28 protein-coding genes, 4 tRNA genes and 1 pseudogene are annotated in these 25,811 nt (G+C 60.9%); 16 read left to right on the top strand and 17 right to left on the bottom strand.

All coding sequences use genetic code 11. From position 1 onward, the window contains the following. The first annotated feature begins 4 nt into the window (after positions 1-4). Both ACSQ3G_RS07260 and ACSQ3G_RS07255 read left to right on the top strand, forming a co-directional pair. Positions 5-1,201, top strand: coding sequence for a GNAT family N-acetyltransferase (locus tag ACSQ3G_RS07260; RefSeq protein WP_436109528.1), 1,197 nt, complete (start codon positions 5-7; stop codon positions 1,199-1,201). Between the two features lie 45 nt (positions 1,202-1,246). Next, positions 1,247-1,678 carry an HIT family protein gene (locus ACSQ3G_RS07255; protein ID WP_436109527.1) on the top strand — a complete coding sequence of 144 codons (432 nt, stop codon included), beginning with the start codon at positions 1,247-1,249 and terminating at the stop codon, positions 1,676-1,678. A 3-nt stretch (positions 1,679-1,681) separates the two neighbouring features. Here ACSQ3G_RS07255 and ACSQ3G_RS07250 read toward each other — a convergent pair whose 3' ends face one another. The 5 genes from ACSQ3G_RS07250 to ACSQ3G_RS07230 all read right to left on the bottom strand — a co-directional run bounded on the left by ACSQ3G_RS07250 (position 1,682) and on the right by ACSQ3G_RS07230 (position 6,358). After that, the gene (locus ACSQ3G_RS07250) at positions 1,682-2,020 is read right to left on the bottom strand and encodes an AzlD domain-containing protein (RefSeq protein WP_046637722.1); all 339 of its coding nucleotides are present in this window, start codon (positions 2,018-2,020) and stop codon (positions 1,682-1,684) included. After that, a complete protein-coding gene (locus tag ACSQ3G_RS07245; protein ID WP_436109526.1) occupies positions 2,017-2,766 on the bottom strand; it encodes an AzlC family ABC transporter permease in 750 nt (249 codons plus the stop codon). Before ACSQ3G_RS07245 ends, ACSQ3G_RS07250 begins: the two co-directional genes overlap by 4 nt. Before the next feature lie 89 nt (positions 2,767-2,855). Next, positions 2,856-5,387: an ATP-dependent Clp protease ATP-binding subunit ClpA gene (gene clpA, locus ACSQ3G_RS07240; protein WP_046669275.1), complete on the bottom strand. Its 2,532-nt coding sequence runs from the start codon at positions 5,385-5,387 to the stop codon at positions 2,856-2,858. A gap of 10 nt (positions 5,388-5,397) precedes the next feature. Beyond that, on the bottom strand, positions 5,398-5,751 hold the full coding sequence (clpS, locus tag ACSQ3G_RS07235) for an ATP-dependent Clp protease adapter ClpS (protein WP_007758328.1): 354 nt from the start codon (positions 5,749-5,751) through the stop codon (positions 5,398-5,400). Positions 5,752-6,007: 256 nt separating this feature from the next. After that, positions 6,008-6,358: a phasin family protein gene (locus ACSQ3G_RS07230; RefSeq protein WP_436109525.1), complete on the bottom strand. Its 351-nt coding sequence runs from the start codon at positions 6,356-6,358 to the stop codon at positions 6,008-6,010. A gap of 11 nt (positions 6,359-6,369) precedes the next feature. Here ACSQ3G_RS07230 and ACSQ3G_RS07225 point away from each other — a divergent pair, with 11 nt between their 5' ends. Continuing rightward, entirely contained in the window at positions 6,370-6,612 is a 243-nt protein-coding gene (locus ACSQ3G_RS07225) for a hypothetical protein (RefSeq protein ID WP_436109524.1), read from the top strand. Between the two features lie 19 nt (positions 6,613-6,631). On the opposite strand, the gene ACSQ3G_RS07220 is transcribed toward ACSQ3G_RS07225, so the two are convergent. The 3 genes from ACSQ3G_RS07220 to ACSQ3G_RS07210 all read right to left on the bottom strand — a co-directional run bounded on the left by ACSQ3G_RS07220 (position 6,632) and on the right by ACSQ3G_RS07210 (position 8,724). Then, a complete protein-coding gene (locus ACSQ3G_RS07220; protein WP_037088580.1) occupies positions 6,632-6,835 on the bottom strand; it encodes a DUF3126 family protein in 204 nt (67 codons plus the stop codon). A 162-nt stretch (positions 6,836-6,997) separates the two neighbouring features. After that, positions 6,998-7,819, bottom strand: coding sequence for a serine O-acetyltransferase (gene cysE, locus ACSQ3G_RS07215; RefSeq protein ID WP_046637726.1), 822 nt, complete (start codon positions 7,817-7,819; stop codon positions 6,998-7,000). Between the two features lie 116 nt (positions 7,820-7,935). Next, complete coding sequence (locus tag ACSQ3G_RS07210) at positions 7,936-8,724, bottom strand: alpha/beta fold hydrolase (protein ID WP_436109523.1); 789 nt, start codon at positions 8,722-8,724, stop codon at positions 7,936-7,938. Between the two features lie 172 nt (positions 8,725-8,896). Here ACSQ3G_RS07210 and ACSQ3G_RS07205 point away from each other — a divergent pair, with 172 nt between their 5' ends. Both ACSQ3G_RS07205 and ACSQ3G_RS07200 read left to right on the top strand, forming a co-directional pair. Next, entirely contained in the window at positions 8,897-9,142 is a 246-nt protein-coding gene (locus ACSQ3G_RS07205) for a zinc-finger domain-containing protein (RefSeq protein WP_007758304.1), read from the top strand. A 12-nt stretch (positions 9,143-9,154) separates the two neighbouring features. Further along, positions 9,155-10,318: an FAD-dependent monooxygenase gene (locus tag ACSQ3G_RS07200; protein WP_436109522.1), complete on the top strand. Its 1,164-nt coding sequence runs from the start codon at positions 9,155-9,157 to the stop codon at positions 10,316-10,318. Here ACSQ3G_RS07200 and ACSQ3G_RS07195 read toward each other — a convergent pair whose 3' ends face one another. Then, a complete protein-coding gene (locus tag ACSQ3G_RS07195) occupies positions 10,319-11,509 on the bottom strand; it encodes a cystathionine beta-lyase (protein WP_436109521.1) in 1,191 nt (396 codons plus the stop codon). 365 nt (positions 11,510-11,874) lie between these two features. Here ACSQ3G_RS07195 and ACSQ3G_RS07190 point away from each other — a divergent pair, with 365 nt between their 5' ends. The 4 genes from ACSQ3G_RS07190 (at position 11,875) to ACSQ3G_RS07175 (ending at position 16,193) form a co-directional block, all read left to right on the top strand. Further along, positions 11,875-12,900, top strand: coding sequence for an amino acid ABC transporter substrate-binding protein (locus ACSQ3G_RS07190; RefSeq protein WP_105401235.1), 1,026 nt, complete (start codon positions 11,875-11,877; stop codon positions 12,898-12,900). Positions 12,901-13,015: 115 nt separating this feature from the next. Continuing rightward, positions 13,016-14,209, top strand: a complete 1,194-nt coding sequence (locus tag ACSQ3G_RS07185) for an amino acid ABC transporter permease (protein WP_436109520.1) — start codon at positions 13,016-13,018, stop codon at positions 14,207-14,209. Positions 14,210-14,213: 4 nt separating this feature from the next. Continuing rightward, positions 14,214-15,371 carry an amino acid ABC transporter permease gene (locus ACSQ3G_RS07180; protein ID WP_105429849.1) on the top strand — a complete coding sequence of 386 codons (1,158 nt, stop codon included), beginning with the start codon at positions 14,214-14,216 and terminating at the stop codon, positions 15,369-15,371. Between the two features lie 48 nt (positions 15,372-15,419). After that, positions 15,420-16,193, top strand: a complete 774-nt coding sequence (locus ACSQ3G_RS07175) for an amino acid ABC transporter ATP-binding protein (protein WP_046637733.1) — start codon at positions 15,420-15,422, stop codon at positions 16,191-16,193. Positions 16,194-16,260: 67 nt separating this feature from the next. Here ACSQ3G_RS07175 and ACSQ3G_RS07170 read toward each other — a convergent pair whose 3' ends face one another. After that, positions 16,261-16,917 carry a hypothetical protein gene (locus ACSQ3G_RS07170; protein WP_436109519.1) on the bottom strand — a complete coding sequence of 219 codons (657 nt, stop codon included), beginning with the start codon at positions 16,915-16,917 and terminating at the stop codon, positions 16,261-16,263. A 436-nt stretch (positions 16,918-17,353) separates the two neighbouring features. Between ACSQ3G_RS07170 and ACSQ3G_RS07165 the strand changes: the two genes are divergently transcribed. After that, the gene (locus ACSQ3G_RS07165) at positions 17,354-17,656 is read left to right on the top strand and encodes a hypothetical protein (RefSeq protein WP_436109518.1); all 303 of its coding nucleotides are present in this window, start codon (positions 17,354-17,356) and stop codon (positions 17,654-17,656) included. Positions 17,657-17,828: 172 nt separating this feature from the next. On the opposite strand, the gene ACSQ3G_RS07160 is transcribed toward ACSQ3G_RS07165, so the two are convergent. Continuing rightward, a complete protein-coding gene (locus ACSQ3G_RS07160) occupies positions 17,829-18,452 on the bottom strand; it encodes a hypothetical protein (protein ID WP_436109517.1) in 624 nt (207 codons plus the stop codon). A 35-nt stretch (positions 18,453-18,487) separates the two neighbouring features. Between ACSQ3G_RS07160 and ACSQ3G_RS07155 the strand changes: the two are divergent. Then, a pseudogene (locus ACSQ3G_RS07155) lies at positions 18,488-18,679 on the top strand (IS481 family transposase); the annotation flags it as partial. 44 nt (positions 18,680-18,723) lie between these two features. On the opposite strand, the gene ACSQ3G_RS07150 reads toward ACSQ3G_RS07155, so the two are convergent. From ACSQ3G_RS07150 to ACSQ3G_RS07130, 5 genes are all read right to left on the bottom strand, one after another. Beyond that, positions 18,724-18,800, bottom strand: a tRNA-Arg gene (locus ACSQ3G_RS07150). A gap of 43 nt (positions 18,801-18,843) precedes the next feature. Then, a complete protein-coding gene (locus ACSQ3G_RS07145; RefSeq protein WP_037084467.1) occupies positions 18,844-19,149 on the bottom strand; it encodes an ETC complex I subunit in 306 nt (101 codons plus the stop codon). A gap of 49 nt (positions 19,150-19,198) precedes the next feature. Next, positions 19,199-19,275: transfer RNA gene (locus ACSQ3G_RS07140), tRNA-Pro, on the bottom strand. Between the two features lie 116 nt (positions 19,276-19,391). After that, positions 19,392-19,871, bottom strand: coding sequence for a DUF192 domain-containing protein (locus tag ACSQ3G_RS07135; protein ID WP_436109516.1), 480 nt, complete (start codon positions 19,869-19,871; stop codon positions 19,392-19,394). After that, positions 19,871-20,449 carry a cold-shock protein gene (locus ACSQ3G_RS07130; RefSeq protein WP_037084473.1) on the bottom strand — a complete coding sequence of 193 codons (579 nt, stop codon included), beginning with the start codon at positions 20,447-20,449 and terminating at the stop codon, positions 19,871-19,873. The genes ACSQ3G_RS07135 and ACSQ3G_RS07130 overlap by 1 nt, the downstream gene beginning before the upstream one ends. A 222-nt stretch (positions 20,450-20,671) precedes the next feature. On the opposite strand from ACSQ3G_RS07130, the gene gloA reads away from it, so the two are divergent. The 5 genes from gloA to ACSQ3G_RS07105 all read left to right on the top strand — a co-directional run bounded on the left by gloA (position 20,672) and on the right by ACSQ3G_RS07105 (position 23,928). Continuing rightward, positions 20,672-21,112 carry a lactoylglutathione lyase gene (gloA, locus tag ACSQ3G_RS07125; protein ID WP_046636837.1) on the top strand — a complete coding sequence of 147 codons (441 nt, stop codon included), beginning with the start codon at positions 20,672-20,674 and terminating at the stop codon, positions 21,110-21,112. Positions 21,113-21,332: 220 nt separating this feature from the next. Further along, the gene (locus ACSQ3G_RS07120) at positions 21,333-21,845 is read left to right on the top strand and encodes a hypothetical protein (protein ID WP_436109515.1); all 513 of its coding nucleotides are present in this window, start codon (positions 21,333-21,335) and stop codon (positions 21,843-21,845) included. 121 nt (positions 21,846-21,966) lie between these two features. Beyond that, positions 21,967-22,041, top strand: a tRNA-Glu gene (locus ACSQ3G_RS07115). Between the two features lie 441 nt (positions 22,042-22,482). Beyond that, entirely contained in the window at positions 22,483-23,610 is a 1,128-nt protein-coding gene (locus tag ACSQ3G_RS07110; protein ID WP_436109514.1) for an acyltransferase family protein, read from the top strand. Positions 23,611-23,853: 243 nt separating this feature from the next. Then, positions 23,854-23,928, top strand: a tRNA-Glu gene (locus ACSQ3G_RS07105). A 50-nt stretch (positions 23,929-23,978) separates the two neighbouring features. Here ACSQ3G_RS07105 and recJ read toward each other — a convergent pair. Next, entirely contained in the window at positions 23,979-25,811 is a 1,833-nt protein-coding gene (gene recJ / locus ACSQ3G_RS07100) for a single-stranded-DNA-specific exonuclease RecJ (RefSeq protein WP_436109513.1), read from the bottom strand.

Raw genomic sequence — 25,811 nt, 5'->3', positions numbered from 1 at the left:
GAGTATGACCGGCAATCTTACCATCCGCATCGAAAACTCCTTCTGCGCGATCAGCCCGGCAAGCTGGTCGCGTCTTTCGGGCACTTCCAAGTCGTCCTCTTCGGACGTGCCCTACAATCCGTTCCTGTCGCACGCCTTTCTCTCGGCGCTGGAGGAATCGGGCTCGGCCACCGCCAAGACCGGCTGGCTCGGCCACCATCTGCTTCTCGAAGACGACAAGGGCACGCTGATCGGCGCGGTCCCCGGTTATCTGAAAAGCCACAGCCAGGGCGAATATGTCTTCGACCACGGCTGGGCCGACGCTTTCGAACGCGCCGGCGGGCGTTATTACCCGAAACTGCAATGCACCGTGCCGTTCACGCCGGCGAGCGGACCGCGCCTGCTCGTCCGCGACGGTTACGACAGGGGATCGGCGGAGCTGACGCTCGCCGCAGGTCTCCAAGAGGTGACCCGCCAGCTTGGCATCTCGTCCGCGCATGTCACCTTCGTCGCGGAAGACCAGGTCGCAGCCTTCGAGGAGGCCGACTACCTGCACCGCACCGACAAGCAGTTCCATTTCATCAACGAGGGTTATGCGAACCACGACGCGTTCCTCGAGACGCTCGCGTCCCGCAAGCGCAAGGCGCTGAAGAAGGAACGACGCTCAGCCCTGGAAAACGGCATTACGATCGACTGGCTGACCGGCAAGGACCTCACAGAGGACATCTGGGACCAGTTCTTTACCTTCTACATGGATACCGGCGGGCGCAAATGGGGCCGTCCCTATCTCACCCGGGCGTTCTATTCGCTGATCGGCGAGCGCATGCCCGAGGACATCCTGCTGGTGATGGCCAAGCGCGAGGGCAAATACGTCGCCGGCGCGATCAATTTCATCGGCGGGGACGCGCTTTACGGCCGGCACTGGGGTTGTATCGAGGACCACCCCTTCCTGCATTTCGAGGTCTGCTACCACCAGGCGATCGACTTCGCGCTTGCGAAGGGCCTGAAGCGGGTCGAAGCAGGCGCGCAAGGGGAACACAAGCTGGCGCGCGGTTACCTGCCTGTCACCACCCACTCGATGCACTATATCGCCCATGCGGGACTGAGGCGCGCGATCGCCGACTATCTGGAGCACGAGCGCGAAGACGTGGAGCAGATGACGGAATATCTCGCCGAGCACAGCCCTTTCCGCAAGGGCGAGCGCCAGCAGGAACAGGACTAGAGCTCGGAAAGACCGGGCCGACAAAACTAAGGAGAGGACATCACGATGAGCGGACAGGCTTACGACAGCAACAACATCTTCGGAAAAATCCTGCGCGGCGAGATCCCGTGCCACCGGGTTTACGAGGATGACGACACCCTTGCCTTCATGGATGTCATGCCGCAATCGCCCGGTCACCTTCTGGTGGTCCCGAAAGCCCCGTCGCGCAACATCCTCGATGCCGATCCTGCCGTGCTTTCGAAGATGATCCCGGTGGTGCAGAAGCTCGCCAGGGCCGCTAAAGAGGCTTTCGAAGCGGACGGCATCACGGTCATCCAGTTCAACGAACCCGCCGCCGGACAGACGGTCTACCATCTGCATTTCCACGTCGTCCCGCGTTACGAGGGACAGCCGTTGAAACCCCATTCGGGCCAGATGGAGAATAATGACGTGCTGGCGGCAAATGCCGAGAAGATCATCGGCGAATTGGGCAACTGACCCCTAGAACCCGATCCACCAGAGACCGGCGACCAAAAGCGCCATGGGCACCGCTACACCGATGCCGACCTTGCGGCCGGTCGCCAGGAACACGGCAAACCCGATGCCGGCGGCCCCGACCCTCAGCCAGAGCGGTGTGCCGGCGAGCGTGCCGTTCGGGAAGACGATCAGCTTCGCGGTGACGGCCATGACGAGCGAGGTCGCCACCGCCCTCACCCAATACAGCGCCTCGGAATCCTCGTTCAACCGGTTGCCGGTGAAAACCCCGAGCCAGCGCCAGATATCGGTCGCCAGGAAACCGGCGACCGCGATGACGATGAAGGTCCAGTATTCGGCAATCATCGCCTGCCCTCCTGCCCGACGCGCTTTCTCTTCCGACGCGCCCTGTCGATCAGATAGGCCGCCGTTCCGCCACCGACGCCGGCGCAAAGCACGTCGAATTGCGGGGTCACCAGCGCCAGCGTCGGGCCGAGGATCATCCCCATCACGAAGGCGATCTTGACCACCGGCTGGTGCGCGCTCACCCAGATGGAAGCGTTGAAATAGACCGGCGTCAGGAAGAAGAGTATGCCCGCGACAACCGGCGGAAAGCCCGAAACGATGTCGTAGAAGACCCCGACGACAAGGGTGCCCGTCAAGGTCAAAGTCACGCCGAAGCCGGCGAAATAGATCGCCCGGTATTCGCGCGGCACGTTGCGCAGCGTGGTGATCGCGAACACCCAGGACGTGATGGCGATGAAATGCGAGAGGATCAGCAACAGCCAGATCGGCGTGCGCCGCGTGCGCATTTCCGGGACGACCGACGCGACCATCGGCATCATGCGGATCGAGGAGAGCGTGACTGCGAGGAAACAGGCTGCGATGTTGGCGCCGCCCGCCATGCTGCCGACCAGAATGACCTGCGCCGGAAGCGCCCAGATCGCCAGCGACATGAAGACCGCCTCGGCGCGCGTCAGCCCCGATTCCAGCGCAAAGGCGCTGAAACCGACGATCGAGGTCAGGAGAATGAGGGCCGGAAGCGAAAGCAGGCCCCGCATGCCGGTAAAAAACCAGGATAGGGCGTTGCGGTCGTCACTGTCTGGAGACATCGGCATTCCGGCGGATATGGGAAAAGGCTCGTCATCAAAACGACGATGCCGGGACAAGCCCGGCATCGCAGGAGTTCCGTGCGAAACTGTTATTTGCTCTTCGGCACGCGCGGCACCGTAGTGCTCTTGCGCGGCGGCGTCTTCGGCGCATCTTCCGAAGCGATCACGTCCGCGTCGACCATGGCGCGAGCCCGGGCCGAGCCGCCGTCCTTGTCCTTCGACGCCGACTTCTTCGGCGCCTTGGGCTTGGTGACCTTGGCCTCGGCTTCCTCGGCGGCCTCCTTCACCTCGGCCTCCGGCTTCGGCTTCACGGGCGTCGCTTCGGAAATCGAGTCGAGGATGAGCTTGTCCTTGCCATCCTCGCCCTTGCCGACGGTAACGCGAACCACGCCACCCTTACGCAGCTTGCCGAACAGGATCTCGTTGGCGAGCGGCTTCTTGATGTATTCCTGGATGACGCGCGAGAGCGGGCGGGCACCCATCTTCTCGTCGTAACCCTTTTCCGCCAGCCAGGCGATCGCATCCTGATGCAGGTCGAAGGTGACGTTGCGTTCCGAAAGCTGAGTCTCGAGCTGCATGACGAACTTCTGCACGACCTGATGGATGACCTCGGTCGGCAGCGGTGCGAACGGGATGATCGCATCGAGACGGTTGCGGAATTCCGGCGTGAACAGGCGGTTGATCGCCTCTTCGTCCTCGCCGGTGCGCTTGGACGAACCGAAACCGATGGCGGCCTTGGCCATTTCCGACGCGCCCGCATTGGTCGTCATGATCAGGATCACGTTGCGGAAGTCGATCTTCTTGCCGTTGTGGTCGGTCAGCGAACCGTGGTCCATGACCTGCAGCAGGATATTGTAGATATCCGGATGCGCCTTCTCGATTTCGTCGAGCAGGACCACCGAGTGCGGATGCTGATCGACGCCATCTGTCAGGAGACCGCCCTGGTCGAAGCCGACATAACCGGGAGGTGCGCCGAGCAGCCGCGAGACCGTGTGGCGTTCCATATATTCCGACATGTCGAAGCGCAGTATCTCGACGCCGAGCGAGGCGGCCAGCTGCTTGGCGACTTCCGTCTTGCCGACGCCTGTCGGGCCGGAGAAGACGTAGGAACCGATCGGCTTGTTCGGCTCGCGCAGGCCGGCACGGGCGAGCTTGATCGCCGTCGACAGGGCTTCGATCGCCGCATCCTGGCCGTAGACGACCGAACGCAGTTCCTTTTCCAGGTTGGCGAGAACCATCTCGTCATCCTTGGAGACGGTCTTTGCCGGAATCCGCGCCATGGTGGCGATCGTCGCTTCGATCTCCTTCTCGGTGATCAGCTTGCGGCGCTTGGATGCCGGCAGCAGCATCTGGGCCGCACCGGTCTCGTCGATCACGTCGATCGCCTTGTCCGGAAGCTTGCGGTCGGAGATGTAGCGGGCCGACAGTTCGACGGCCGACTTGATCGCCTCGTTGGTGTAACGCAGCTTGTGATAGTCCTCGAAATAAGGCTTCAGGCCCTTCATGATCTCGATCGCATCCTCGATCGACGGCTCATTGACGTCGATCTTCTGGAAGCGGCGAACCAGAGCCCGGTCCTTTTCGAAGAACTGGCGGTATTCCTTGTAGGTGGTCGAACCGATGCAGCGGATCGAGCCCGAGGACAGAGCCGGCTTCAACAGGTTCGAGGCATCCATCGCGCCGCCGGAGGTGGCCCCGGCGCCGATGACGGTGTGGATCTCGTCGATGAACAGAACCGCACCCGGATACTCTTCGAGTTCCTTGACGACCTGCTTCAGGCGTTCCTCGAAATCGCCGCGATAACGGGTGCCAGCCAAGAGCGTGCCCATGTCGAGCGAGAAGATGGTGGCGTCGGCGAGCGCCTCCGGCACCTTGCCTTCGATGATCCGCTTGGCGAGGCCTTCGGCGATCGCCGTCTTGCCGACGCCCGGATCACCCACGTAGAGCGGGTTGTTCTTGGAACGGCGGCACAGGATCTGGATCGTGCGGTTGACTTCGGCATGGCGGCCGATCAGCGGGTCGATCCGGCCATCGCGGGCCTTTTCGTTCAGGTTGACGCAATAGGCCTTGAGGGCATCCTGCGGCTTCTTGGCGGAACCTTCCTCCTGGTCGCGGGCGGAGGGTTTGGCTTCCGGCTCGCTGTCTTCGGCGCCGCGCGGCGTGCGGGTCTGGGAGGTGCCCGCGCGCTTGCCGATGCCGTGAGAAATGTAGTTGACCGCGTCGTAGCGGGTCATTTCCTGCTCCTGCAGGAAAAAGGCCGCATGGCTTTCCCGTTCCGCGAAGATCGCGACGAGAACGTTGGCGCCGGTCACTTCCTCGCGGCCCGAGGACTGGACGTGGATGACGGCGCGCTGGATAACGCGCTGGAAGCCGGAGGTCGGCTTCGAATCCTCATCATAACCGGTGATCAGGTTGGCAAGTTCATTATCGACATAGTCGGTGACGGTCTTGCGCAGCGTTTCCAAATTGACGTTACAAGCGCCCATGACCGCGGCTGCGTCGGCATCGTCGATCAACGCCAAAAGCAGGTGCTCGAGCGTGGCATATTCGTGATGCCGCTCGTTGGCAAAGGTCAGTGCCTGATGCAGCGCCTTTTCTAGACTAGGCGAAAATGTTGGCACGTCGGGTTCCTCACTTCTTTTCCATGACACATTGCAGCGGATGCTGGTGTTGCCGGGCGAAGTCCATGACCTGGGACACTTTGGTTTCCGCTACTTCATATGTAAATATTCCGCATTCCCCCACGCCGTGATTGTGGACGTGGAGCATGATACGCGTCGCTGCCTCCCTGTCCTTCTGAAAGAAACGTTCCAGAATGTGGATGACGAACTCCATCGGCGTATAATCGTCATTCAACAGCAGTACGCGGTAGAGGTTGGGCTTCTTTGTTTTCGGCTTCGTGCGCGTGATGACCGAGGTACCGCGATTTGCGTTGTCTCCGTCGCCACCCTTTTCAGCTTGCATCAAGATCGGCAGTGCGATCATCTTCATTCATTCCCCAGTCATCCGGCGGGTTCGTCCGAATGGCCGAACGGCCGGACTTTTGTCTTCCTAACTTAGTTCATTGAACGCGGATTTTAAGCCCCCTTTGCGGCCACGCAATCACTATTACGCTAAAGAGATGATGGAACATGCCGAAAGTCGGGTATTTCCGCATTGGCATGAATCAAAAAGGCCGGCAGCGCTGAACGCCGCCGGCCTTCTATCGTGAAGGCGTCGCTTGGAGGGGTCGCTATGCGCGCTAAGCGGCGTTTGCGGTCACCACGGCGGTCGACTTGGCGACCGGCGCTTCGTAGGGCTTGTAGGCCGTCTTGGCGAGATCGGCATACATGTCGGTAATCTTGGTCGACTCGGCAATGAAGCTTTCATAAGCCGATTTCGCGTATTTGGTCTGGAGTTCGAACGCCGCTTCGACGCTGCGGGTGGAAGCGAGCGCTTCCATGAAACCCGTCATGTCCTGGAAAGACTTCTTGGAATAGTCGGTCGCTTCGGTGGCGATCGCCTGATAACCCTTGGCGATCTCGGAATAGCTCTTCAGCATTCCGTCCATCGCTTCCTTGCTCTTCTTGCTGGCCTCATCGAAATTGAACATCGCCGGTCCCTTTGTTCTATTCGGATGCGCTGATAGAAAGCGGCGTGCCGATAAAAGTCAAGGCTGATTTGTGCGCCGCAAAATTACTTTTGGTTGCAACAGGATTCATGCAAATGCATAGATGGATTCAGGCTTCTGATTTTGCGAAGATATATCAGCGGATCGCAGCCAACCGTGCAAAAACGTCGCAGCCATTTTCTTTCCCGGCAGTCGCTCCGCACGAATCAAAAAGCGGGCCTGTCAGCCCGCCTTGAAGTCGCGTGACTGGAACGATCAGAGATCGACCTCCAGGATCGCCATGGAAAAATTGTAGGAGCGGTCGCCATCCTCGTCATCGATATAGACGACGCCAAGAAACTCGTCGCCGAGGTAGACTTCGGCCGAGTCGTCCTTGCGCGGACGCGCCTTGACGATCGCCTGCGGATTGATCACGCGCTTGAAATAGGCGTCGAGCTTTTTGATTTCGTCCGGTTTCACGTTTCTCTCCGTCAGCGGTTCTCGGTTGCGGCGCTTTTGGCATGGGACAAAGGCGAAAGTAAAGCCGCCAGAAGTAGCCTTTGCCGCTCTTTTGCGATGTTCCGTGGGGCTGATGTTCAGCGAACCCCAAACATCGGCAAGCGGCGGGCAAACGCAGACGAATCAGTCGTCGGCACCGAGAAGCTGGTCCATCAGGCGCGACGGTTCCGAACACCCAGCACTCCCGACCACCTTTGCCGGCACGCCGGCGACGGTCGACTTCGGCGGTACGGCCTTCAGGACCACCGAGCCCGCGGCGACGCGCGAGCATGACCCTACCTCGATATTGCCGAGGATCTTGGCGCCGGCACCGATGAGGACGCCGTTGGCGATCTTCGGATGGCGGTCGGCGCCTTCCTTGCCGGTGCCGCCGAGCGTCACCCCATGCAGGATCGAAACATTGTCGCCGATGACAGCCGTCTCGCCGACCACGAGGCCGGTGGCGTGGTCGAGGAAGATGCCCTTGCCGATCCGGGCTGCCGGGTTGATGTCCGTCTGGAAGACGGACGAGGAGCGGCTCTGCAGATAGAGCGCAAAATCGCGGCGGCCGCGGTTGAACAACCAATGCGCCAGGCGGTGCGCCTGGATCGCGTGGAACCCCTTGAAATAAAGGACCGGCTCCATGAAACGCAGGCAGGCCGGATCGCGGTCGTAGACGGCCTGGATGTCGACGCGCATGATCGCGCCCCATTCCGGCCAGTCGGCCAGCATTTCCATGAAGGTCTGGCGCAGAAGGACGTCCGGTATATCCGCATGAGCGAGGCGCTCGCAGATGCGGTGCACGACGCATTCCTCGAGCGAGCGATGGTTGAGCACGGCAGAATACAGAAATGCGGCGAGCAGCGGGTCCTGCTCGGTTGCCGCGCGCGCCTCCTGGCGCAACGTATCCCAGATGGGATCCATCGTTGCGACCTGCTCCTGGCGGATTTCAGTTCTTGCGGCCATCGCCGTCTCCTCGTTTGCCGTATGGCAGAGCTTTCCAAGGCCAGTATATAGAATAAGTTTACGCCGAGACCAATGGGCGCAAAATCGCATTCCGTTGATCGTTAGAATGAAGAAACCTACGGCCTTGCCGAGAGTTCCGCGTAGAAGTCGAGAACCGCCTTCTTGAACACCCGGTCGCCAACCGCGAGCATGTGGTCGCGGCCCGGAATATCGAGGGCAATCGCGTGTGGCATCAAGGCGGCCAACTCCTGCGCGGAACCGGCGATGTCGTCCGTGGTTCCGACCCCGATCAGGGTCGGCGCGTCGATCCGCCCCATGTCCGCGCGGGTCACCAGATCCCGCGAGCCACGGATACAGGCGGCCAGGGCCTGCCTGTCGCTCTTCGTCTGGTCGGCAAAGGCGCGGAACATCCGGCCGCGGGCATGGCTGACGCCCTCGAGCGACGGGGCAAGCAAGGCGTCTGCGATCGGGTCCCAATCCCCTACCCCGTCGGTCATGCCGATGCCGAGACCTCCCAAAACCAGGGAACGTACCCGATGCGGATGGGCGAGTGCGGAAAAGACCGAGATGCGTGCGCCCATCGAATAACCGAAGACATGCGCTTCCGGGATTCTCAGGTGATCGAGGAGCGCCATCGAATCCTCGGCCATCACCCATGGCCGATAGGCTTCCGGGTCGAGCGGCTTGTCGCTTGCCCCATGCCCGCGATTGTCCATAGCGATTACCCTGTAACCCGCGTCGCCGAGCGTCTTCAGCCAACCCGGATGCACCCAGTTGACTAGCGCGCTCGAGGCAAACCCGTGGATGAGCAGCACCGGATCGCCCGACGGATCGCCTTCGTCGAAATAGGCAAGATCGAAACCCTCGCGGGAAAACTTGGAGAAGGCAGGCGCGTTGAGATTCATCGGGGCAGTCCTCATTGACGCCGGGAACATAAGGGATGAACCGCGGCGTTTGAACCCGTGCCCGACACGAAATCGACGCGCCTGCGGCGGTTTTCCCACTACACAATCGCCAAGCGGGCGGCTAATGTCCGGCGCAAATCAGACACGCCGCATTCAAGTATCGGAGACCATCATGGCCGGGCACAGCATTCCCCACTTCCAGAACGACGGCGGGCATCGCTTGATCCAGATCGGCGTCAAGGAATTCATGTGCACCGGCGCTTCGGTTCCCTTCGATCATCCGCACATTTTCATCGACATGGGCGACGACAACGAAAAGGTCTGCTCCTACTGCTCGACCCTCTACCGCTACAATCCGTCGCTGAAGGCCGAACAGACCGACCCGCCGGGCTGCGTCTTCCACGTCAAGGCCGCCTGATCGGCATCTGATATGTCCATCGAAAGAGTAGCGATCATCGGTGCCGGCATGGCCGGGCTGACGGCTGCGCTCGCCTTCGCCCGCCACGGCATAGCCTGCGACGTTTTCGAGGAAGCGGCCGCCCTGATCGAGGTCGGCGCCGGCCTGCAGATATCGCCGAACGCTTCGCACGTGCTCTCCGAACTCGGCGTCCTGCCCGCGCTCGAAGCCGTCTGGACCGAGCCGGAGCGGATTGCGCTCGTTTCGGGGACATCGCTCAGACCGCTTGCGCATGTGCCGACCGGGCATTTTGCCCGCGAGCGCTGGGGTGCGCCCTATGGGGTCCTGCATCGTGCGACGCTTCAAAACGCGCTGCTTGAGGCTGTCGAACAAAGCCCGCTCTGCAGCATCCATCTGGATACGCCTGTCCGCGAGGATCCGCGCGGGACGCTGGCCGGAATCACTGGCAGAACCTATCCCCTGATCGTTGGCGCCGACGGCGTCTGGTCCAATCTGCGCGCCGACATACCGGACAGCCCGGAGCCGGATTTTTCGCGCAATGTCGCCTGGCGCTTCACAATTCCCGGCAGCGCCAGACCCGACTGGCTGGACGCGGGCCAAGTCACCGCCTTTCTCGGGCCCTCGACCCATGCGGTTGCCTACCCGCTCAAGGAGATCGACGGGTTCAACATCGTCGCAATCGCCTCCGGCATCAGCCCCGGCAAGACCTGGGATGCGCAAGCCGGCGATGCGCAGCGGCGCATGCTGCTCGGCCAGTTCCATCGCTGGGACCGGCGCATCGTTCAACTGATCGAAAGAGCCGAACAGCCGACCTTCTGGCCGCTTTACGAGGTGAGTGCCGGGCGCTGGCACAACGGTCACGACATGGTGCTGATCGGCGATGCGGCGCATGCGATGATGCCGTTTGCGGCCCAGGGCGCATCGATGGCGATCGAGGACGCGTTCGTGCTCGCAAACCGGATCGCCGGCCCCCTGCCCCTTGCGCAGGCGCTCGCCGATTTCGAAAGCGAACGTACGGGGCGGATCGCCAAGGTTCGCGCCCGCGGCCTGTTCAACCGCTTCGCCTATCACGCCCGCGGCCCGATCCGGCTCGGCCGAGACATCGTCCTGTCGCTGCGTCCGCCGCATTCGCTTGCGGCGGATTTCGACTGGCTTTACGGCTTCAAGGCGCGGTGATCAGATCTCGGCCGCTGCCGCGAAGCCGATTTCCAGGTCCTTCTTGAGGTCCGCCACGTCTTCGAGGCCGATCTGCAGGCGAATGACCGGGCCTTCCGGCGGCGCCTTGCGGATGGTGCGGTCCGACAGGTTGACCGGCACCGCGAGGCTCTCGTAACCGCCCCAGGAGTAACCGAGGCCGAAGAAGGACAGCGCATCCAGGAAAGCATGCGCCTTGGCTTTCGCCCTGTCGCCCTGCGCCTTCAGCACGAAGGAGAAGACGCCGCTAGCGCCCTTGAAATCGCGCTTCCAGATCGCGTGGCCGGGGAAGCTCGGCAGTGCCGGGTGCAGGACGCGTGCGACATCGTCGCGGCCCTCCAGCCATGTGGCGATATCGAGCGCGCTCTTCTGATGATGTTCGAGACGCACGCCCATGGTGCGCAGGCCGCGCAGGATTTGGTAGGAATCATCCGGTGAGCCGCAGATGCCGAGCGCAAGGCGGGCTTCCTCGAGCTTGGGCCAATGCTTGGCGTTGGCCGATACCGAACCCATGATGATGTCCGAGTGGCCGGACGGATATTTCGTCGTCGCATGGATCGACACGTCGACCCCGAAATCGAGCGGCCGGAAATAAAGCGGCGTCGCCCAGGTATTGTCCATCGTGACGACGCAATCGTGCCGGTGGGCCACCTCTGCGATCGCCCTGATATCCTGCATCTCCATGGTGTTGGAGCCCGGCGCTTCCGTATGGATAAGCTTGGTGTTCGGCTTGATCAGAGCTTCGATACCGGCGCCGATTTCCGGATCGTAATACTCGACCGCGACGCCGAGGCGCGTCAGCATCGTGTTGCAGAAATGACGGCATGGCGTGTAGACGGAATCGACGATCAGAGCATGGTCGCCAGCCGAGAGATAGGCAAGAAACGGCACCGAAATCGCTGCCAGTCCCGAGGGAACGAGGATGGTCCCGGCCGAGCCCTCCAATTCGTCGAGTGCCGCGCAAAGCGCATCGGTGGTCGGCGTGCTGCGGGTCCCGTAGGTGTATTTCTGGGCCCGCTTCTCCATCGTCGCCGCGTCGGGAAACAACACGGTCGAAGCGTGAACGACGGGCGGATTGACGAAGCCGTGGTAATCGGACGGGTCGTTGCCCATATGGGCGAGACGCGTGTTGGGGCCAGCGCCGGTGAACAGGGACTCGTTCGTCTTTTTCATGTCGGGGAGAGCTTTCGTTGGCAATTGAGGCGCAAAGTTTTGCCGCCGGAGCAAGGCCCGGTCAACCCCGCGAAAGGAGCCTGAAGCAGAGACATCAGGTCGCCTGCCACATCACGGAAAACGCACCTCTTTTGATCACGCGCTGCCCAAACTTTAAGTAAATGAGCGTTTTCTGAGCCGGGTTAACGAATTTACCTCATTTCAGACGCAATTCGAAAAGGCGACACTTGACCCTGCGTTGTTTTGCGAATGAGATAGCGGCGCCTGCACCGGGAGGGTTCGCGGGCGGCCGGCCGTATTCGATAAGACAGGGGAGCGGCCCGGTTCCATCAAGTCACAGAAAACCACAGATAAAGGTTGGGAAAATGAAAAAGACGCTTCTGTCAGCCGCGATTGGCGCAGCGGTCCTTGGCTTCGCATCGGCGGCATCGGCCGCCACGCTTGATACCGTCAAGTCCAAGGGTTTCGTTCAGTGCGTCGTCAACACCGGTCTCGCCGGCTTTGCCGCACCGGACGCATCGGGCAATTGGTCCGGCTTCGACGTTGACTACTGCAAAGCCCTTGCTGCTGCCCTTTTTAATGACGCAACGAAGACCAAATACACCCCGACCACCTCGCAGACCCGCTTCACGGCACTGCAGTCGGGCGAAGGCGATGTCCTCTTCCGCAACACGACCTGGACGATCAACCGCGATACCGCGCTCGGCTTCAACTTCCGTACCGTCAACTATTACGACGGTCAGGGCTTCATGGTACCGAAGAGCCTCAACGTGAAGTCGGCTCTGGAGCTTTCCGGCGCTGCCGTCTGCGTTCAGTCCGGCACCACCACCGAGCTCAACCTCGCCGACTACTTCAAGGCCAACAAGCTTGAGTACAAGCCGGTCGTCTACGAAAAGCTGCCGGAAGTGAACCAGGCCTACCAGGAAGGCCGTTGCGACGTTTACACGACCGACCAGTCCGGCCTCTATTCGCTGCGCCTGTCGCTTTCGAACCCGGATGAGCACATCATTCTGCCGGAAATCATCTCCAAGGAGCCGCTCGGCCCGGCCGTTCGCCAGGGCGACGACCAGTGGTTCGACATCGTTTCGTGGACGCATTACGCGCTGGTGCAGGCTGAAGAATTCGGCATCACCAAGGCAAATGTCGACGACATCCGCAAGTCCTCCACCAACCCGGACGTCCGCCGCTTCCTCGGCATCGAGAAGGATACCAAGATCGGTACCGACCTCGGCCTGACCAACGACTGGGCCTACAACATCATCAAGGCCGTCGGTAACTACGGCGAAGTGTTCGAGCGCAACATCGGCCAGAACACCCCCCTCAAGATCCAGCGTGGCCTGAACGCGCTCTGGACCAAGGGCGGCCTGCAATACGCTCCGCCGGTTCGGTAATCGGCCAGACCACGACGGGATAAGGCGGCCGCTGCCGCCTTATCCCCCGGCATAAAAGAAAAACGCATAAAAAGAAAAAGACCTCAAAAATGAGGTCACAGGGGAAAAGGCCAGCATGACAGATCACGCTGCAATTGCGCCTTCCGAAGCGCGAACTCTCAGATCCTACGTTTACGACCCCAAGATCCGGGGTATTTTTTTCCAGGTCCTAACGCTCGTCATCGTCGTCGGCATCGGCTGGTCGATTTTCGACAACACCGTCGCCAACCTTGCGCGTTCAGGCACCGCTTCCGGATATCAGTTCCTGAAAGGCCGCGCCGGTTTCGACATCGGCGCCTCCCTGATCGACTATTCAAGCGATTCGACCTACGGGCGCGCCATCCTCGTCGGCTTCCTCAATACGATCCTGGTGGCGTTTTTCGGCATCATCACCGCCACGACCATCGGCTTCATCATAGGCATCGGCCGTCTCTCGAAGAACTGGCTGATCGCGAAACTCTGCACCGTCTATGTGGAAGTCTTCCGCAACATTCCGGTGCTGCTGATCATCTTCTTCTGGTACAAGGGCGTGCTTTCGTCGCTGCCGCAGGTTCGAGACTCGCTCAAACTGCCGCTTGGCATGGTGCTCAACAACCGCGGCCTCGCCTTCCCGAGACCCGTCTGGGGTGATACCGCATGGGTCATCCCCCTTGCGTTGCTGATCGCCATCGTTGCGACGTTCATCGTGGCGCGCTGGGCAAAGCAACGGCAGATGCGCACCGGCCAGCAGTTCCACACGATCTGGACGGCCATCGGATTGATCGTCGGCCTGCCGGTCCTCACCTTCCTTGCCGTTGGCGCTCCGCTGACGTTCGATTTCCCGATCGCCGGCCGCTTCAACCTGTCGGGCGGATCAGTGATCGCGCCGGAATTCGTGGCTCTCTACCTGGCCCTGTCCTTCTATACGGCCTCGTTCATCGCCGAGACGATCCGCGCCGGCATCCGGGCCGTCGCCAAGGGGCAAAGCGAAGCGGCGGCAGCACTCGGATTGCAGCCCGCCACCACGACCCGCCTCGTCGTCGTGCCGCAGGCGATGCGCGTCATCATCCCGCCGCTCACCAGCCAATATCTCAACCTCACGAAAAACTCGTCGCTTGGCATTGCGGTAGGCTTTCCGGAACTGGTCGCCACCGGCGGCACGACGATGAACCAGACCGGACAGGCGATCGAAGTGGTGTCGATCTGGCTCGTCGTTTATCTCAGCATCAGTATCACGACCTCGCTGTTCATGAACTGGTTCAACTCCAAAATGGCCCTGGTGGAGAGGTAAGATCATGAACACGAAAAACCTTGCCTATGTCCGCCCGGAAATGCTCGCCCCCGCACCCGCTCCGCTCAGCACCAGGAGCGCCTCGGGCTGGATCCGCATCAACCTTCTGGCCACACCGAAAGACGCCGCGCTGACGATCCTCGCGGTTGCCCTCCTGGTCTGGATCCTGCCGGGCATGATCAACTGGCTGTTCGTCCAGGCGGCGTGGTTCGGGACCGACCGTTCGTTCTGCACCACCGCGGTGCAGGGTGGCATCAAGCCGAACGGCTGGAGCGGCGCCTGCTGGGCGTTTGTCGGCGACCGTTTCCAGCAATTCATGTTCGGGCGTTATCCGATCGACGAGCGCTGGCGGCCGATGCTGGTGGCGATCCTGTTCATCGCCCTTCTCGTGCCGGTCCTGATGCCGAAGCTGCCTCGCAAGGGCCTGAACGCGCTGCTGCTCTTCGTCGGCCTGCCGATCGTCTCATTCTTCCTGCTGCATGGCGGCGTGTTCGGGCTCCAGAAGGTCGAGACACCGCTCTGGGGCGGCCTGATGGTGACGCTGATCCTGTCCTTCGTCGGCATCGCCGTCTCGCTTCCCGTCGGCATCCTGCTGGCGCTCGGGCGACGCTCGACGATGCCGGTGATCCGGGTCATCTGCGTCACCTTCATCGAGGTCATCCGCGGCGTGCCGCTGATCACCGTGCTGTTCATGGCGAACGTGATGCTGCCGCTCTTCCTGCCGACCGGCTGGACGATCGACAACTTCCTACGCGCGCTGGTGGGCGTGGCGATATTCGCCTCCGCTTATATGGCCGAGGTGGTTCGCGGCGGCCTGCAGGCCATCCCGAAGGGGCAGTTCGAAGGCGCCGATTCGCTCGGTCTCAGCTATTGGCAGAAGATCCGGCTGATCATCATGCCGCAGGCGCTGAAACTGGTCATCCCGGGCATCGTCAACACCTTCATCGGTCTTTTCAAGGACACGTCGCTGGTGTCGATCATCGGCATGTTCGACCTTCTCGGGATCGTACAGCTGAACTTCACTGACACGACCTGGATCAGCCCCGTCACGCCGATCACGGGCCTCATCTTCGCAGGCTTCATCTTCTGGTTGTTCTGCTTCGGCATGTCGCGCTACTCCGCCTTCATGGAGCGGCACCTCGACACCAACCTGAAGCGATAGCCGACCTGAAGCTGTGCCTAGCCACAAACGATAACTAAGGGGATATAAATGGCAGACGCCCAACCCAAAAAAATGACCGTCTCGGCTACCGACGTTGCCGTCGAAATCATCGGCATGAACAAGTGGTACGGCGATTTCCACGTGCTGCGCGACATCAATCTGAAGGTGATGAAGGGCGAACGCATCGTCATCGCCGGCCCGTCCGGCTCCGGCAAGTCGACGATGATCCGCTGCATCAATCGTCTTGAGGAACACCAGGCCGGCAACATTATCGTCGACGGCATCGAGCTTACCAACGACCTGAAGAAGATCGACGAAGTGCGCCGAGAAGTCGGCATGGTATTCCAGCACTTCAACCTCTTCCCGCACCTGACGATCCTGGAAAACTGCACGCTCGCGCCGATCTGGGTCCGCAAGATGCCGAAGAAGCAGGCGGAAGAGATCGCCATGCATTATCTCGCCCGCGTCAAGATCCCGGAACAGGCCCACAAATATCCGGGCCAGCTCTCCGGCGGCCAGCAGCAGCGCGTGGCGATCGCCCGCTCGCTCTGCATGAAACCGAAGATCATGCTGTTCGACGAGCCGACCTCGGCGCTCGACCCGGAAATGGTCAAGGAAGTGCTGGATACGATGGTGAGCCTTGCGGAAGAAGGCATGACCATGCTGTGCGTCACCCACGAAATGGGCTTTGCCCGCCAGGTCGCACATCGGGTGATCTTCATGGACCAGGGCCAGATCGTCGAACAGAACTCGCCGGCGGAATTCTTCGACAACCCGCAGCACGAGCGCACGAGGCTCTTCCTGAGCCAGATCCTGCACTGACAGCTTTACGGGCACGCAATCATGGGGCGCTTCGGCGCCCCATTTTTCGTTTCACCGGCGGTTCGTTTCACCAGCGGAAGGAATAACGAGCATTGACGCTGGTGACCGGTTCGGGCGCATCCGAGGTGCGGTCGAGCGCGCCGCTGACCGTCATGTACCGGCCGAGCATCTTCTCGACGGCGACGCCTGCTCCGAGCGTACGAAACCCGTCGCTGCCGCTTGCCCGCCCGACCAGCGCCGTGCTGCTCGGGCTATGCGACAGTCGAATCGACTGGCTCGCATCAAGGCCGAGCCATTCTCCCGAGGCGCCGTCATACCGCAAGCCGTAGCTGCTGCGCCTCTCGATATCGATCGTCGGCGTGGCGATTTCCTTTTCGTAATAATTCATGGTGATCCCGGCGCTGCCGGTATTGCCGTCGAGATCGACACCGACGTCGCGGTTCAGCTGATAGGCGGGCGTCTGGATTTTTTCCGCCGTGAAATTGCTCCAGAACTTGATGGGCGTATCCAGCGGAGTTCCGCTCATCGACGTATCGACGCCCATCGACACGCCGGCCTCGGTTTCCAGCCGGGTCGGCAGCTTGAGGCCGAGCTTGACGGAGTAGCTGGTGTCGGAACTGCGGATCGGGTTCCAGATCAGTGGGGTGTCTTCCGCAAACCCCGGACCGGCCGTCAAAAAACACGCAAGCGCCAAAACCGCGCCAGCGGACGATATCCTTTTCATATGAATCCCACTCGAAGCTCAAAACAAGCAAAGGGTCCGGGCAGTTCGAGCTGCCCGAATGAAAACCATTTCAATGTGTTGGAGGCGTTTTCCGAGGGCCATGGCCGCTCAATCGCCGATCTGTCTTCCGCTCGCGTGACGCTACGGAACCGACAACGCCCATCATACGAAACAATGCGGCAATTCCGAATCCTCAATGCGGCAAGAATGGGGTTTCGTGGCCCCAGCCACTTCGGGCGGTAGCGGTGGGCTGCCTTCAGGTGTTATCCAAACGCTCGTCTATGCGCGCATTCCATCTTCCCCTTCCCACGGTACCCTCGACCGGCCACGGATCGGAGATACGACGGCTCGGAGTATAGGCACACACACACAGCTCAGGAACAAATCGCCTGGCATCGCGTTCAAGGCGGCATCCTATCAAGCGGAGAGCGAACAGATGAACCTCAAGCTCGCATTGGGCGTGGCACTTGGCCTGGCCTGCATACCGATGGCGGCCGAAGCCCGGTCGGATTTGCGGCTGTACGGAGCAGTGCCTGTGGAAAGCAGCCCTCAGCTCATGCAGGCCTACAACAGGGCGCTGGAGCGATGCCTCCCCGAAGCTGGTCTGGCAGAGGCCGGAGCGATCGCTGAGGCCAGCCTGCCTGCGGTGCGGCTGCGGGGTTGTTTGTATCGCAAAGGGTTCTTCTACCGGGGCGTCTATGCATACCCGGTGGCCATGTCCGTCTACCGCATCCGGTAGTCGCGGGGCTCAGTTTCCGGCTGCGGAACATGGCAGCCAGCTTGGGTTGAGCTCAGAGTGCCGAATGAAATTTTGGGTCATGTTTGTAAGAGGTGATCACGTAGGAGCGGCGGCGAACTTTCCCCGGTACCCCTTGGGATCGAAACCCATTGCCGGCGAGAAGGTCTGGTACCTATGGTTTGGCCCAGTGTTTCCAAAATGCTTTCGCGGCGGCTTCAGACCCTTCCATGCTGGCTCCCAAATTCGTCGGTATCGCGTTTAAACCTGAAGCCAAATCCTTCCAGATCTCGATGGTCACTTCCGCAAATTCGAATAGTTCCTGGTAGGTTGGGCTGTCAGGGCCATATTCATATACTGCGATATGAGCAACCTTCTTGTCCCGCATCTTTTTAAGTCTAGGGAGCCGGCTGTCCTTACGAGCAAAGCCGAAGCGTCGTATAGCCCCCTCCACAAGACTTCGGTTGGAATTACTCGCCACGTTATCAAGTCTGGAGTCCGCCTGCAAAAACATGATGACGGCATGGAGGTTTCGGTCGTCTTCACGGCGAACGTCTCCGTACGCTCGAACGACAAGTAGCTGAAGGCGATAACTGAGGGCCAGGCATAAACAATTGAAAGCCGGTGCTGCTGGTGACGAATTTAACGCCAAAAACACATCCTGCCCTGACTGATAGATATCGATGAGCGAGCGGCACTCGACGGCATCTCGATAGCCGTCAGCGGCCGCCTCGCGAAGAGTAGTCCAGTCCTTTATCGGCGCTATCAGCTTACTATTCTTGGCCGTCGTGACGTTCACTAGATATCTCGCCTTAGGTTATTTAAGTATCTAGCATCTGCATCTATCGCAAGAAGATCAACATCTCGACCGTGTTGGCCGGACAGAGGCTCGGAATCAAGGAAGTCGACGACGGCATTTGGCTCGTCAGCTTCATGCATTATGATCTGGGATATATCGACCTGGAGCAGAGGACTTTGCAAACCATCGACAACCCGTTCGGCACGAGGTTGTCACCCATGTCTTAGGGACAAGCTGTTACCTATGTCTCCGGGTCGGACAAGAAAAAGCTTGGCGACCCCTGCAGGACTCGAACCTGCGACCTGCTGCTTAGAAGGCAGCTGCTCTATCCAGTTGAGCTAAGGGGCCGATCTCGGCAGCGGCGCCCGGGAAAGCCCGAGCGGCTCAAAAATCAATGCGTCCAGGGCTGGGTGCGGCTGAAGCGGAAATTGTCGGTGTAGGAAACGATCTGGCGATTCGGATCCTTCGGCTGGATTACCCGGTATTCGATGCCTTCGCGCTTGGCATAGGCTTCCGCCTGTTCCTGGCTTTCGAAGGTCAGCCGAACCTGCTGCTTCATGTCGCCGGAGGATGTGTAGCCAAGGATCGGATCGATGCGGCGTGGCTGCTCCTGGTCGAATTCCAGCACCCAGAGATGGGTCTTGGCCTTGCCGGACTGCATGGCGGTCTTTGCGGGACGATAGATCTTGGCGGCCATTCCTGTAACGCTCCATGGAACGGAACGGAAGGAGCCTCACCTAAAAGCGTGGTCGGAGTGGAGAGATTCGAACTCCCGACCCTCTGGTCCCAAACCAGATGCGCTACCAGGCTGCGCTACACTCCGTTCCTACGGTGGTTGCGAGATACACGGTTCCCCACCGTGCCGCAACAGCAAAATGGAACCGCGGTTACGCTAAAGCAAACAAGCCGAGGATAACCCCTCAGGATCGCCACTGGGGATCACCACTGATTGCCGATGCGTTTGCTGATCACCTTGTCGCCCACCTTGAGCCCAAGCGACTTCGAGCGGCCGGCATTGAGCTCCAGCACAAATTTCACAGGTCCGCGCGAATCGATGACGTCGCGTGAATAGGGCACGGCGTTCTCGCGGATGTGTGAGATCGTGCCGTCGCCCTGGATGAACAGCATGTCGAGGGAAAGGATAGTGTTCTCCATCCACATCGAGACCGGCCTCGGCGTGCCGAAATCGAAGAGCATGCCGGCATCCGGCGCCATCACCTTGCGGTACATCAGCCCCCGCTCGCGCTGGGCATCGGTAAAAGCGAGCTCGACGGAAAACTTGTAGGTCTGGCCGGTCGCAGTCCTGATCGAAAGCTCCTCGCGCGGAAAGGTCACGTCCTGCGCAACCGCGCTGCCCGCCAAGATGAGAAAAAGCGCCGCAAGGGCGCTTTTCAGAAACGATGGAAACGAGAAACGCATCAGTGCGACCGGCTCACGGGATTGGGATTGTCGGGGTGGATTTCCGCCGCCATCAGGCCCTTGTCGCCCGGTCCAAAGCGCACCAGCACGACCTGGCCCGGACGCAGCTCGGTGAGACCGAAGCGGCGCAGCGTTTCCATGTGCACGAAGATATCTTCCGTCCCCTCGCCGCGCGTCAGGAAGCCGAAACCCTTGGTGCGGTTGAACCATTTCACCAGAGCCCGTTCCAGGCCGCTGGTCGCGGTCACCTGTACGTGGGTGCGTACCGGCGGAAGATCCGAGGGGTGGACGGCGGTGGACTGATCCATGGACAGGATGCGGAACGCCTGGTAGCCGCGATCCCGCTTCTGGATCATCGCGACGATGCGCGTGCCTTCCAGAATGGTCTGGTATCCGTCTCGACGAAGGCAGGTCACGTGCAGAAGCACATCCTGCATGCCGTTGTCGGGAACGATGAAGCCGAACCCCTTGGCCACATCGAACCATTTGACGACGCCGGTGATTTCGATCAGCTCGACCGGCTCGCCCGGAAGCTCTTCGAAACTGCCAACGTCTTTCGATGACATTCTGTCTGCCATATCCTGTCGGCCCCTCGATTACGCGTTACGACGTGACGATCAACTGATTCTTAGAGGATAGATTAACATCCTGCTAACCATCTAGCGCAAGTCCCTGCCTTGGCTTTATCCACCTTCATCTCTATCTAGAGTGGCTTGCTCCAGGCTGGCGTCTGCGCCATATCCAGCACGGACCCGCACGGGGTTTGTTGGCGACTGGATTTATCGGAGGGAGACACCATAATGCGTTATCTTCATACCATGGTCCGGGTGAAAGACCTGGACGCCTCACTTCATTTCTACACCACCGTTTTCGGCCTGAAAGAGATCCGCCGCATCGACAACGAGAAGGGCCGCTTCACGCTGGTCTTCCTCGCGGCCCCCGACGATCTGAGCGACGCCAAGGACGTTCTCGCCCCCTGCGTCGAGCTGACCTACAATTGGGACACGGAAGATTATACCGGCGGACGCAATTTTGGTCACCTCGCCTATGAGGTCGATAACATCTACGATTTCTGCCAGCACCTTTCGGACAACGGCATCACTATCAACCGTCCGCCGCGCGAAGGCCGGATGGCCTTTGTCCGTTCGCCGGACGGCATTTCGATCGAACTCCTCCAGAAAGGCGACAACCTGCCCGTCGCCGAACCCTGGGCTTCAGCTCCGAATATCGGCAGCTGGTAAGATTTTTCAACGCGGCGGCTTCCTTTTTACTCAACCGCCGCGTTCTTTCCCCCACCTTGGCCCAACCTTGCCCCAGGCTGACCTCGCCTGCCCCGACCGGCTTGTCCATGGCGGTCTTCCGCGAGATGCTCGGGCACGATGATTCGCGGCATGACGCCCGCGATACGAGCCGACGGGGCATGCCTTGCCAAAAACGCCTTTCCTTTGTTCGAACGTCCGCATGACGCTGGCAATCGTCTGCCTTTCCACGCTGACGCTCAGTGGTTGCACCACCACAAAAAAGACGGCTGACGCCACGACGCCGGCGCCGCGCACCACGGTGGCGGCAAGCGCCAAGGGCATCCTTGCCAAGGGCGGCATCACAGCTTCGAACCGCCGTGCCGATCCGGCCATCCCCAAGGCAGAGGCGCAGTCAGCCCAAGCACCGGCGGCAACCGCGCCGGCCGCCGTTCCTACCGCGGAAAACACGTTCCCGCCGGCACCGGCACAGCCGCAGCAGGCTTCGATCGCGGGCCTTGCGACGCAATCGACCGGCGTGCGTGCCGACAGCGGCACGATCTTTTCGGCGAACCCGCCGATGGCTGCGGCTGCCCCATCCGGCAACGGCCCGGTTCCGGCCAATCTGCCGCGGCGGAATTTCAACGCCACCACCGCCAGTGTCTACAGCACGCCGCAGGCGGTGCCCGCTGCAGCCTGCGGGACCGATGCTCAGGGCACTCCTTTAAGCTGCTGATTTGACGCCATTTTCATTCAAACCGCCGGCGCTGGAAAAGCCGTCATTTTTTTGTAAAAAAGATGGCTTTGGCGCTTGCAGGAAAGAAATCCCCTCTCTATAAGAGCGCCACGAAGCGCAGGCGCCCTTCGTCTATCGGTTAGGACACCAGATTTTCATTCTGGGAAGAGGGGTTCGACTCCCCTAGGGCGTGCCACTTCTCTCTTCCCCCAGGTAATACAATCACTTGCGGAGCATTTTGGCTCGCTGGTTACCGGCGTCAGCCAATTTCCGTCTTACATCCCTTCCCAAGCGACAACACAGACTTTGGTAGTTGCCGGATCGGCAAGCTACACCTTATTTGCCCTACGCTCTATAACACCCTGCACCAGACTAATTATTTCGGCTGATTACCAAGGGGCTTCGTCACACTTGGCTCTACTGAAGTGCGTACAGGCGTATACTTTTCCCGATTACGCAGAAATGTATAAATAGCGGGACTTGAGCGTAAACTTCTTCTGCAAACTCAAAGAGTTCAGCGCATCACCGCGTGCGCCTGCAAAACCGAACCAAGCTTGAAGCCTTGATCTACCGCGCCTTCATCGATTCACGATAAACCCCACCGGCCCTGGGACAAATCGGGCGCGGGAGTTTTGCAATGCCGCAGGGACAGATCATTTCGCACACCTCGATCCGAGGCATCGCCGCCTTGCTGGTGGTGGTCTATCATCTCCAGTTTGGCGCACCGTTCCGCTTCTCCTGGGAGACTGCGACACCCTTCTTCATCAAGGGCTATTTGTGGGTCGATCTGTTCTTCATCCTGTCCGGCTTCATCATCAGTTACTCGACCAGGGCCAGCGAACCGGCCCGGAATGAATATTTTAAGATCAACTATTTCTACATCAACCGCATCGCCCGCATCGTGCCCCTTCATGTGGTGACGCTGTTCCTGCTGCTGGTCGTTCTCGGCGCGGAAAATACTCTGGGGCGTTTCACCGGCATCGGCGGATACAATCCCGATTTCGCCTCGACGCTGAATATCGCCGCCTTTTTCGAGCAATTATTTCTCCTCAATGCCTGGGGTCTCACCGGCGCCATTGCGTGGAACATTCCGAGCTGGTCGATCAGTGCCGAGATGTTCGCCTATCTGGTCTTCCCAATCCTCGCGGTCGCAATCGCACGCTGGCGCCGGCCAAGTCTCGCGCTGATCACGCTCGGCGTACTGCTCTTTTATTTCTGGGTCGCCTCCACTACCGGCATCCTCGATATCGTCAGTCGCATGGCGCTGCTGCGCTGCCTCTCGGGCTTCGGCCTCGGCATGATACTCTACGCCGTGCGGGAACGGATCGCGGCGCAGGATACCCTCACTCTCGGCCTGATGCAGGCGGTTGGTGCCACCATTGCGCTCGGCGCGATGATCGGCGGTTTCAACGACGTCTTCGCCATTCCCGGCTTCTTCCTGCTGGTTGCCGGCACCTGGCCGGACCGGGGCTGGCTCGCGGCAATCCTGAAGATGAAGCCCCTGCCCTGGCTTGGCGACATTTCCTATTCGATCTATCTCAATCATTTCTGGGTGCTGGCGGGCTGGCACTTCGTCATACCCCGCGTGCTCAAGGTGCTTGGTGCCGACCCAATGGTAACCCGCGCCGTCGTAATGGTCGGTGGGATCGCCCTCATCCTCGTCATTTCGCACTTCACCTTCCACCTGATCGAAAAACCTGCCCGCAGGGCGCTTCTCTCCCTTTACGCCGCCCGTCAGGCCCGGCCGCTGTCAACGGCCGGCTAAAATCAGGCCGGTGCGCAGGGTAAAAGATGGAGCGGTTTGAAGTCATTGAAGATCATCCGAGGGCGCAACCCCGGGCGCGCCATTTCGCTTTTCCTTCAAGACATTGTTTTCGCTTTGATATCGACCTTCGGCCAGGCGGTTTGCCGCGCCCGACTTTTTTCCGTTCGCATCTGCAGAAAAACTGAATTTTGCGCTTGCGGGATAGAAACACCCTGACTATAAGGGCGCCACCACGAAGCGCACGCGCCCTTCGTCTATCGGTTAGGACACCAGATTTTCATTCTGGGAAGAGGGGTTCGACTCCCCTAGGGCGTGCCACTTCCTCTCTCCGCAAAAGCGGATTCCATCCCGAAAATTGACCCGCTTCCTTACGGCGCCCTCACCGCGTCGAGCAGGCGGAGCTGCATCCGGCGGGTGCCCTGCCATTGGTCGGCGCTGAGGCAGCCGGCGGCGTGGATCTGGGCGCCCCGGGAATTGAGCAGCATGTTGCCGAGCGGCGTTTCGGCAGCGCGGAAGGCGATCCCCTCGAGCCGCGAGCCGTCGGCCGCCTCCAGCGTCACCTTGATATGTGCCGTACCAACGAGGCGGGCATCCTTCAGCCGGTGGGCAGGGATCGCAAACACCGGCTGCGAATGACCGGACCCATAGGGGCCGGCCTGTTCGAGCTGGTCGAAAAGTTCGAGCGTCGCCCCGGAAGCGGAAAGCGCGCCGTCGATCTTCAGCACGTGATTGGCGACCAGCGCCGGCACGCCCTCGCCCGCCATCTCCTCGAAGAAGGCGCGCAGGCGGCCGAGATTGCTGCGCTCGACCGTCAACCCCGCCGCCATGGCGTGGCCGCCGCCCTTGACGAGCAGGCCGGTATCCACCGCCGCTCGCACCATGCGGCCCATGTCGAAACCGTTGATCGAGCGGCCGGAGCCGGTACCTTTGCCGGACGGATCGAAGGCGATCGCGAAAGCCGGCCGTTTGAATTTCTCCTTCAGCCGCGCCGCGATCAGCCCGACAATGCCGGGATGCCACTTGTCGCGCGCCGTGACGATGACGTTGGCCCCCTCGCCGTTGCCGTATTCGGCCAGCACTTCGGCTTCCGCCTCGGCAAGCATGGCGGCTTCCATGGCCTGCCGCTCGCGGTTGAGTTCGTCCAGCCGAGCGGCGATCACCTCGGCTTCGATCGGATCCTCGAGCGTGAGCAGACGGCTGCCGAGTGCCGCATCGCCGATCCGCCCGCCGGCATTGATGCGCGGACCGACCAGGAAGCCGAAATGATAGGGCGTCACCGGGCCGCCAAGGCCTGCCTTGCGGAACAGCGCCGAAAGCCCGGCATTGCCCATATGACGGGCAGCAAGCAGGCCCTTGACCACATAGGCGCGGTTGAGCCCCTTCAGCGGCACCACGTCGCAGACCGTCGCCAGCGCGACGATATCGAGCCAGGCGAGCAGGTCGAGCGATCCGGCGCGCGGATCGCCGATCTGCCGCATGTGGCGCGCGGCGGCGACCAGAACCAGGAAGACGACGCCGGCGGCGCAGAGATGGCCCTGGCCCGAAAGATCGTCCTCGCGATTCGGATTGACGAGCGCCAGACACGGCGGCAGTTCGTGGCCGAGCTGGTGGTGGTCGATGACCACGACGTCGCAGCCCTCGTCGCGCGCAGCAGCAAGCGCATCATGGCTGGTGGAGCCGCAGTCGACGGTGACGATGAGGCTGGCGCCGTTGGCGATCAATTGGCGGATCGCCGTCGGATTGGGGCCGTAACCCTCGAAGATGCGGTCGGGAATATAGATTTCCGCCTCGACGCCGAAGTGGCGGAGGAACCGGTAGAGCAACGCCGAGGAGGATGCGCCGTCGACGTCGTAATCGCCGAAGATCGCCACCTTCTCCTGCCTGGCGATCGCGTCGGCGAGCCGCAGCACCGCCTTTTCGCAATCGGTGAGCGTATAGGGATCCGGCATCAGCGACCGGATGGTCGGATCGAGGAAGGCGGGGGCATCATCGAGCGTAACGCCGCGACCGGCAAGAACGCGGGCGACGAGATCGGGAATCCCGTGGATCTGGGCAATCGCCAGCGCCCGGTTCTGGGCTGCCTGATCGAGACGCGACACCCACCGCTGATCGCCTGCGGAGCGTTCGACGCCGAGGAATGCGCGCGGGACGGGATCAACCGTTTCCACTGTCGACGAAAGCGCGGAGAAAATTCTGGTCAT

It is taken from the genome of Neorhizobium tomejilense (genome assembly GCF_964254135.1).
GTDB lineage: Bacteria > Pseudomonadota > Alphaproteobacteria > Rhizobiales > Rhizobiaceae > Neorhizobium > Neorhizobium tomejilense.
This window is presented reverse-complemented; position numbering and strand designations above follow the sequence as displayed.